Below are 401 nucleotides of genomic sequence, written 5' to 3'. Positions count from 1 at the left end.
AAAAATTTTGGGACTCGGCGTTTTAGGTGGGTGTTCGTAGTAATGACAATTTTCATTGCTGATTTGAGGGGCAAAAGGTGAACTCATTAAAATGGTTTGCATTATAAATTCATCAGATCCCCAAGTGAAATGGAAAAAACGTTTAAGCTTCTTATTGCTATCTACTTTATCTAATACGTATTCGGCGGCCCCCGGTGAAATAGCCCAAAACATGGAACTACCGTAAAATGGCAATGAAGGAACAGACCTTTTTACAAAAAGATTAATGAGCACCTCCAACCGATATTGACCCTTAAATTGATAATTCGTAAGATGATAGCGATTGATACGTTCAAATGCTTCTTCCCAATCGCCCTGAAAAGATCGATATTTTAATAACAGTTTACCCTTTCTTTCCGCAA

At 37.4% G+C, this 401-nt stretch carries 1 protein-coding gene; it reads right to left on the bottom strand.

Annotated features, from left to right (window positions below; all coding sequences use genetic code 11):
- The coding region (locus tag CWB72_RS20700) for a hypothetical protein (RefSeq protein WP_212747928.1) at positions 1 to 401 on the bottom strand (401 nt) is incomplete at both ends.

It is taken from the genome of Pseudoalteromonas phenolica (genome assembly GCF_005886345.1).
In the GTDB taxonomy this organism is placed as follows: domain Bacteria; phylum Pseudomonadota; class Gammaproteobacteria; order Enterobacterales; family Alteromonadaceae; genus Pseudoalteromonas; species Pseudoalteromonas phenolica_A.
Note: the sequence above shows the minus strand (reverse complement) of the source record. Positions and strands in the feature narration are given on the sequence as shown.